Origin of the sequence: Ureibacillus suwonensis, from assembly GCF_042655065.1 — a bacterium.
Lineage (GTDB): Bacteria > Bacillota > Bacilli > Bacillales_A > Planococcaceae > Ureibacillus > Ureibacillus suwonensis.
Genome location: NZ_JBHSNQ010000071.1, coordinates 23,055 through 29,957 on the forward strand (window position 1 = coordinate 23,055; position 6,903 = coordinate 29,957).

Below are 6,903 nucleotides of genomic sequence, written 5' to 3' on the forward strand. Positions count from 1 at the left end.
CGGAAGCTCTAATTAATGAAAGGAGGATTAAAAGAGTGAAACATGATATCGAACTAGTGGAAAAAGCAATCAAAGGGGATGCGCAAGCCTTTGAACAATTGCTTTTTAAAGAAGAACAAATGCTTTATTACAAAGCACTTTCCTATGTTGGAAGGAAAGAAGACGCACTGGACGTTATCCAAGAAACAACTTGCAAAGCGTTTTTAGCGATTAAAGATTTGCGAAATCCCGAATATTTCTCAACATGGCTCTTCAGAATTCTCATTCGTGAATGCTACCAATTATTGAAGAAACGCGATCGAATGATTCCGTACGATGAAATGGAACTGTTAAGGAAAATGGAACACAAACAGGAGCTGCCATCTGATTCTTTACATTTAGGTGAAGCATTATCAAAGTTAAATGAATCCTATCAAACCTCGATTATTTTATTTTACTATCACGACCTGTCTATACGGGATATTGCCGAAGTGATGGGAAAACCGGTTGGAACAATCAAAACCTATTTGCGAAGAGCAAAAAAACATTTAAAAAATGAATTGGAAAGGAGTTATAAGTTCAATGAAAGAACAATTTAATCATTTGGATGGGTTTCCACAAGACGAAGTTCGATTGGCGATTCGAACTGGAATTGCCCAAGCACAAGAGCAAATGGATGGAAAGGTGAAAACTCCTTATAAAAGAAAAATCACTTATCTTTTAAGCAGTGTGGCGGCGGTATTTGGATTATTATTTATTTCGGCTCAATATTCTCCTGCGATTGCAACGAGTTTATCGAAAATCCCTTTAATCGGTTCTGTTTTTGGCGATTCCGACTTAATTGGTTTACAAAATGCCTACCAAGAAGGGTTGATCGACGAAATTGGCGAAACACAAACAATTAATGGAATATCCGTTACGTTAAATGAGGTTCTATATGATCAAAGCAATATTACAATCGTCCTCATTATTGAGTCTGAAAGGGAATTGGGTGAACATTATTTCGGTTCAGGCATGGATATTACGATTAATGGAAAATTGCCTAAAGTAGTTACAGGTTCTTATGGAGAAGAAATGATTTCATCAACCACTCGTACAGCCATTCAAATGATCGGCATTACCGAAGAGATGCCTGACCAATTTGAACTGGGGCTAACCCTTAAGGGAGAAAAAGGGGAAAAATGGCACTTCTCAACGCCAATCAAAAAAATAAAAGACATCAAAACAATTCCTGTTCAACATGAACAAACAGTAGATGGCATACAACTCAAGGTAACGGAAGTGTCCATAAGCAAAACAGGTGTCAGTGTATCTTTTGAGAGTGCTGAAAAAGTGGACGATTTTGATAAAACGAGAGGAAATTATATCGATTTGCAAGTAGTTGACCAAGATGGCAACAAAATTAAAAATCTTTCCGGAGCAGTGATAGGGGAAAGAATGAAAGATACCATCGTGTATAAAAGTAAAAAGCAATTTGACCCAATTGACTCAAAGGTGACGGAATTGACCATTACCCCATATTTGGAGATTCCATCGAGTGGTGGCGGGGTAGATGAAAACGGTCAATATATCGAAAAGGATTATAGTGGGCTAAAAGAGGTTAAGTTTGAACCATTTACAGTGAAAATACCTTAATGATTGAAAAGGGCATCCTGAATTTATAGACGTCCTTTTTGGTTATAGCCCAGTTTGGGCAAATCACCAATTTAATAATGGAGTAGTTAATACTTCTAATTTTGCAATATCAGTAAATATCGTCACCAATACGGTTAATAAAAATATGTTCACCACCCCAAATTTCAAAATGAATGATAATATACTTTTTGAGGTGAACAAATTGAATCTTCCACAAACCTTTCAAGAAAAAATGAAAAACTTATTGCAAGAAGAATATGATGCCTTTATTCGAAGCTATGAAGAAGAGAAGAATCAGGGCTTGCGAATAAACACGCTAAAAATTTCAATAGATGAATTCTTACAAATGAATCCTTTTACAACCGAGAAAATACCTTGGGTGAAGGAAGGCTATTTTTATCCTGGCAATGAACGGCCAGGAAAACACCCTTACCATGAAGCGGGGTTGTATTATATCCAAGAGCCAAGTGCGATGGCGGTGGGGGAGTTTGTCGACCCGAAGCCGGGGGAGATCATTCTTGATTTGTGTGCGGCGCCGGGGGGGAAAACAACCCATCTCGCATCCAAAATGGATGGGGAAGGGCTCTTGGTTTCCAATGAAATCCATCCGCAGCGGGCGAAAATTTTATCCCAAAACGTGGAGCGGATGGGGATCAAAAATGCCATTGTGACCAATGAAACGCCGGAACGACTGGCTGCACGGTTCCGAGGCTTTTTTGACCGGATTTTGGTTGACGCCCCTTGTTCCGGGGAAGGGATGTTCCGGAAAGATGAAGAAGCCCGCTTGCACTGGAGTCCGGAAAACGTGGCCCTTTGCGCAAGCCGGCAAGACGGGATTCTTGATCATGCCCAAAGCATGTTGAAGCCGGGAGGACGGCTTGTCTATTCCACTTGCACCTTTTCTCCGGAAGAAAATGAAGGTACGATCAGCCGATTCCTTGAAAAGTATCCGAACTTTGAGATTGAGCAGGTCGAAGTGTATGAAGGTTTCAACCACGGAAGAGCCGGTTGGGTGGAAAATGCGGCGCCAAACATTGAACGGACGATCCGCATTTGGCCCCATCGCGTGAAAGGGGAAGGGCATTACATTGCGGTGCTGAAAAAGAATGACGGGGAAGAGCCGCCTCGCTTCAAATATGCAAAACAAAAACTGGATCCGAAAATGTTGAAAGCCTATCAGCAATTTGCCGGTGAAACGCTGAATATTTCACCTTCCGGATATTTCATCGCTTTCAACGACCAACTCTATGTTTTGCCTAAAGAAGTGCCATCTTTGGAGAAATTGAAAGTGCTCCGTCCAGGCCTGCATTTGGGAACATTCAAAAAGAACCGCTTTGAGCCTTCCCACGCCCTTGCCCTGGCTTTAAGCAAAGAGGAAGCCAAAAACGTGATGGATCTTTCCGCAGGTTCGGATGAAATCATTGCCTATCTAAAAGGGGAAGTTTTGCAAGCAAATGGTTCAAAGGGTTGGCACTTGATCACCGTCGACGGCTACTCCATCGGTTGGGGGAAACTGGCAGGGAATATGATGAAAAACCACTATCCCAAAGGATTGCGTTGGATGGGGAATAAGTAGACTAAACCGGGTTTCCCATCCGGATTAAAAATTGAAAATCCTGTTACAGGCAGCAACATATTCAATTTTTCACATACATTAGAATTAACCTCTTGAGGCTGCAATTGCGGCTTTGGGAGGTGTTTTTATTTGGTCTTATTTCATCTCCTATAAATATATACATAACCTTGACTCTTTAACTGTTTTGTAAAAATAAATGAAAATGCCAAATATTAAAAAAATTAGGTTATTCTATAAGTAAATAATACTTATAAAAGAGGAGATGTTTATGGGTAAGGTTTTAGGACTGGATATTGGAGTATCATCAGTAGGTTGGGGAATTATTGATACCGATTCGATGGAAATTATTGATGCTGGTGTGAGATTATTTGAGGAAGCGACGAGAAATGCCAATGAGGAGAGAAGGGGGTTTAGAGGAGCAAGAAGATTAAAAAGAAGAAGAAAACATCGTTTGGAGCGGACGAAAAAATTATTTGAAGAGTATGGTATCCCAACAAATTCTATTGGAACTGGAAAACCATATGAAGTTAGATGTAAGGCGTTAAAAGAAAAAGTATCATTGGAAGAATTAGCAATTGGCCTTTATCACATTGTGAAAAGGAGAGGTACTGTTTTAGATGCACCTTTGGAAGAAGAAACAACTGGTGGAGAATTATCTACAAAAGAACAATTGAAAAGGAACAGCAAAGAACTGGAAACGAAATATGTCTGTGAAATACAAATGGAAAGATTACAAAAAGGATTAGTTCGTTCCCATGAAAATCGTTTTCGTACAGAAGATTATGTTAAGGAAGCGAAAGCAATTTTGAATAGACAAGCCCAATTCTATCAAGAAATCAATGATGAATTTATTGAGAAATATATTGATTTAGTTCAAAGAAGAAGAGCTTATTATGAAGGACCAGGATCAAAAAAATCTCCTACGATATATGGAAGATTTTTCATTAAAAATGGGGAACTTCAAGAAATGTCAATGATTGAAAAAATGAGAGGGAAATGTTCGTATTTCCCTGAAGAGCCTCGTATTGCAAAAATGTCTTTCACTGCCGAATTGTTTGATTTATTAAATGGTGACTTAAATAAACTGAGAGTAAATGGTGAATATTTGACAGAGGAAGATAAAGTTTATATTGTCGAGGAAATTGTAAAAAAGGGTCAAAAGGTAACTATTGATCGAATCTTAAAATACAAAGGGTTACCAAAAGATACCTATGTTGTTGGTTATAGAGTCGATCTTAAAAAAAATCAGCCGACATTTACTGAATTTAAGGGATTCAAGAGAATATTAAAAGCTGTAAAAGAAAATGATTTGCCAAAAGAAATATTAGATAACGTTGAATTGTTAGATGAAATCAGCGAAATTCTTACAGCAGAGAAATCCTATGAAAGAAGAGAAAATAATTTAAAAAAAGCGTTGGAGAAATACACTGCTTTTGATGAAAATACAAAGAATAAAATCATCAATGCTTTAAAAGAAGTCACAGAATTTAAAGGTTATCATTCATTATCTAAAAGGGCAATTCAGCTCATTTTACCGGATTTGTGGAAAACAAACAAAAATCAAATGGAATTGTTTAGCGAACTAGGTTTAGAAGGAAAGAGATATAAAAATATATCTAACGGAAAGAATATTAAGTTTGATGATTCCGCGATTTTAAGCACAGTTGCAAAAAGGGCTCATCGAGAAGCAATTAAAATTGTCAATAAAGTAAGACAAGTCTATGGTGAATTAGATTCGATTGTCATTGAAACAGCAAGAGAGAAAAATAGCGAAGAAGCCCAACTAAGATATAAAGATTTTCAGAAGAAACAAGGGAAATTTGAAAAGAAAATGGCTGAACTTTTAGGAGTCTCATCATTAAAAGAATTAAATTTGAGCCCTAAACAATATTTAGCTTTAAAACTTTGGGATGCGCAGGACGGACAATGTTTATATTCAAAAAATCCTATTAGTTTGCATGACATAATTCGAGATTTCTCTAAGTTTGAAGTAGATCATATAATACCGATTTCAATCTCTTTTGATGACAGCCAAGAAAATAAAGTGCTTTGTTATCGTGAAGAAAACCAAGAAAAAGGTCAACAAACGCCATTTTATTACCTTACAAGTTCTCCGAAGGCTAAGAGAACTTTCGAAGAATTTAAAGCGGATGTATTTAAACTGTACACTAGCGGGAAAATTTCAAACAAAAAAATGGAATATTTACTAGAACAGCGGGACATAATGAATAATGAAGAGCTACAAAAACAATTTATTAATCGTAATTTAGTAGATACTAGATATGCAGTTCGTAGTTTTTCAATGAATTTACGTTCCTATTTTAAACATCACAACATACCTACAAAAGTTTTATCGATAAGGGGTGGTTTTACTGCTGCCATTCGGCGACGAGCAAATATGAATAAAGATAGAGACAGCAGTTATGCACATCATGCAATTGATGCATTAATAGTGGCAGCGATAGGAAAATTACGGGTTTTTCAATTTTTCCAAAACTTTGGTATGAATGAATTAGGCGTCTTTTATGATCGTAGAACTGGAGAGATTCTTACTGAAAAAGAGTTCTTCGGTGAAGAGATGTTTAAATTCATAAGAAACCTTTTGAATTATGAATCAAAAATTAAGTATTCCCACAAAGTCGACCGGAAAGGGAATCGTTCTATTTCAAATCAGACCATTTATAGTACAAGAATCGTTAATGGAGAAGAATATGTGATAGGGAAATCCGGAAATATCTATGCACTAAATAAAAAAGATGCAGAAAGTTTAATAAAACGCATCAAAGATAAACCTGAAACTTTTTTCATTGCAAAACATAATCCTGAACTTTTTGAACTAATATTAAAAATTATTAAAGAATATGGAAAGTCAGAAAATCCATTCAAAGCTTATTACAATGAGCATGGATATATAATGAAAGATGGTAAAGTACCAGTAAAATTTTTAAGATATTACGATGAAAAATTAGGAGTACATTTAGATATTTCGAAAAAATATCCAAATGCGAAAAATAAGGTAGTTTTAAAAAGTATTAAAAGTGTTAGAATTGATGTTTATAAAAATAATGAGGGAAAATATAAATATTTAGGGGTTCCGTATCATTGGTTTAAAGATGACGGTAACAAATTAGTGTTGAATATGGAAAAATATAATCGTGAAAAAAAGAAGCCTTATAAAAATATTGATTCCTCTTATGAATTTCAATTTAGTTTATACCGAAATGATCAATTTTCAATAGAGAAAAATGGACAAACTTTGGAATATATTCTCCTTGGCGATGCTAACCCTCGACAAAACAAAATTGAGGCAGATTATGTTTATAAATCAAAACAAAAAGGTGACAAAAGAATTATACTTACAATTGGACCTACAATCCGGAACATTACTAAGTATAATGTTGATGTTTTAGGAAACAAACACAAAGTTCAAAAAGAAGAATTTAGAAATACTTTACAAAAATGAGCTTTGATGTTATCATATAGTTACGATAGTTTTCTATCGTAACTATACCGAAGAATTGGGAGAGCCTACCGAAACAAGGGTTCATCCCGAACTCAGAGCCTTCATTTTTGAAGGCTCTTTTTATTGTAAAAAAGAAAACCCCCTGCTAGGCAGGGGGTTCCGTATAGCTTATAGCGAGGTATTAAAAAAGATCCCACTTGATGCTAAAATAAATTTTGGTTCGCCAACCAAATTTTAGTATCAAGGAGGG

Annotated in this window: 4 protein-coding genes; all 4 read left to right on the forward strand. The window is 36.1% G+C overall.

All coding sequences use genetic code 11. The features are described 5' to 3' along the window. Positions 1–35: 35 nt before the first annotated feature. Positions 36–578: a sigma-70 family RNA polymerase sigma factor gene (locus ACFPOH_RS08210; RefSeq protein ID WP_342470410.1), complete on the forward strand. Its 543-nt coding sequence runs from the start codon at positions 36–38 to the stop codon at positions 576–578. Then, positions 562–1,614, forward strand: coding sequence for a DUF4179 domain-containing protein (locus ACFPOH_RS08215; RefSeq protein WP_390309373.1), 1,053 nt, complete (start codon positions 562–564; stop codon positions 1,612–1,614). The genes ACFPOH_RS08210 and ACFPOH_RS08215 overlap by 17 nt, the downstream gene beginning before the upstream one ends. 202 nt (positions 1,615–1,816) lie before the next feature. Further along, positions 1,817–3,190: an RsmF rRNA methyltransferase first C-terminal domain-containing protein gene (locus ACFPOH_RS08220; RefSeq protein ID WP_390309374.1), complete on the forward strand. Its 1,374-nt coding sequence runs from the start codon at positions 1,817–1,819 to the stop codon at positions 3,188–3,190. Positions 3,191–3,458: 268 nt separating this feature from the next. After that, entirely contained in the window at positions 3,459–6,653 is a 3,195-nt protein-coding gene (gene cas9, locus ACFPOH_RS08225; RefSeq protein WP_390309375.1) for a type II CRISPR RNA-guided endonuclease Cas9, read from the forward strand. Positions 6,654–6,903: the final 250 nt, after the last annotated feature.

What these genes read in the sequence shown, in the direction of transcription:
- ACFPOH_RS08215 (WP_390309373.1), top strand. Translation starts at nt 562, where the DNA reads ATGAAAGAACAATTTAATCATTTGGATGGGTTTCCACAAGACGAAGTT.
- cas9 (WP_390309375.1), top strand. Translation starts at nt 3,459, where the DNA reads ATGGGTAAGGTTTTAGGACTGGATATTGGAGTATCATCAGTAGGTTGG.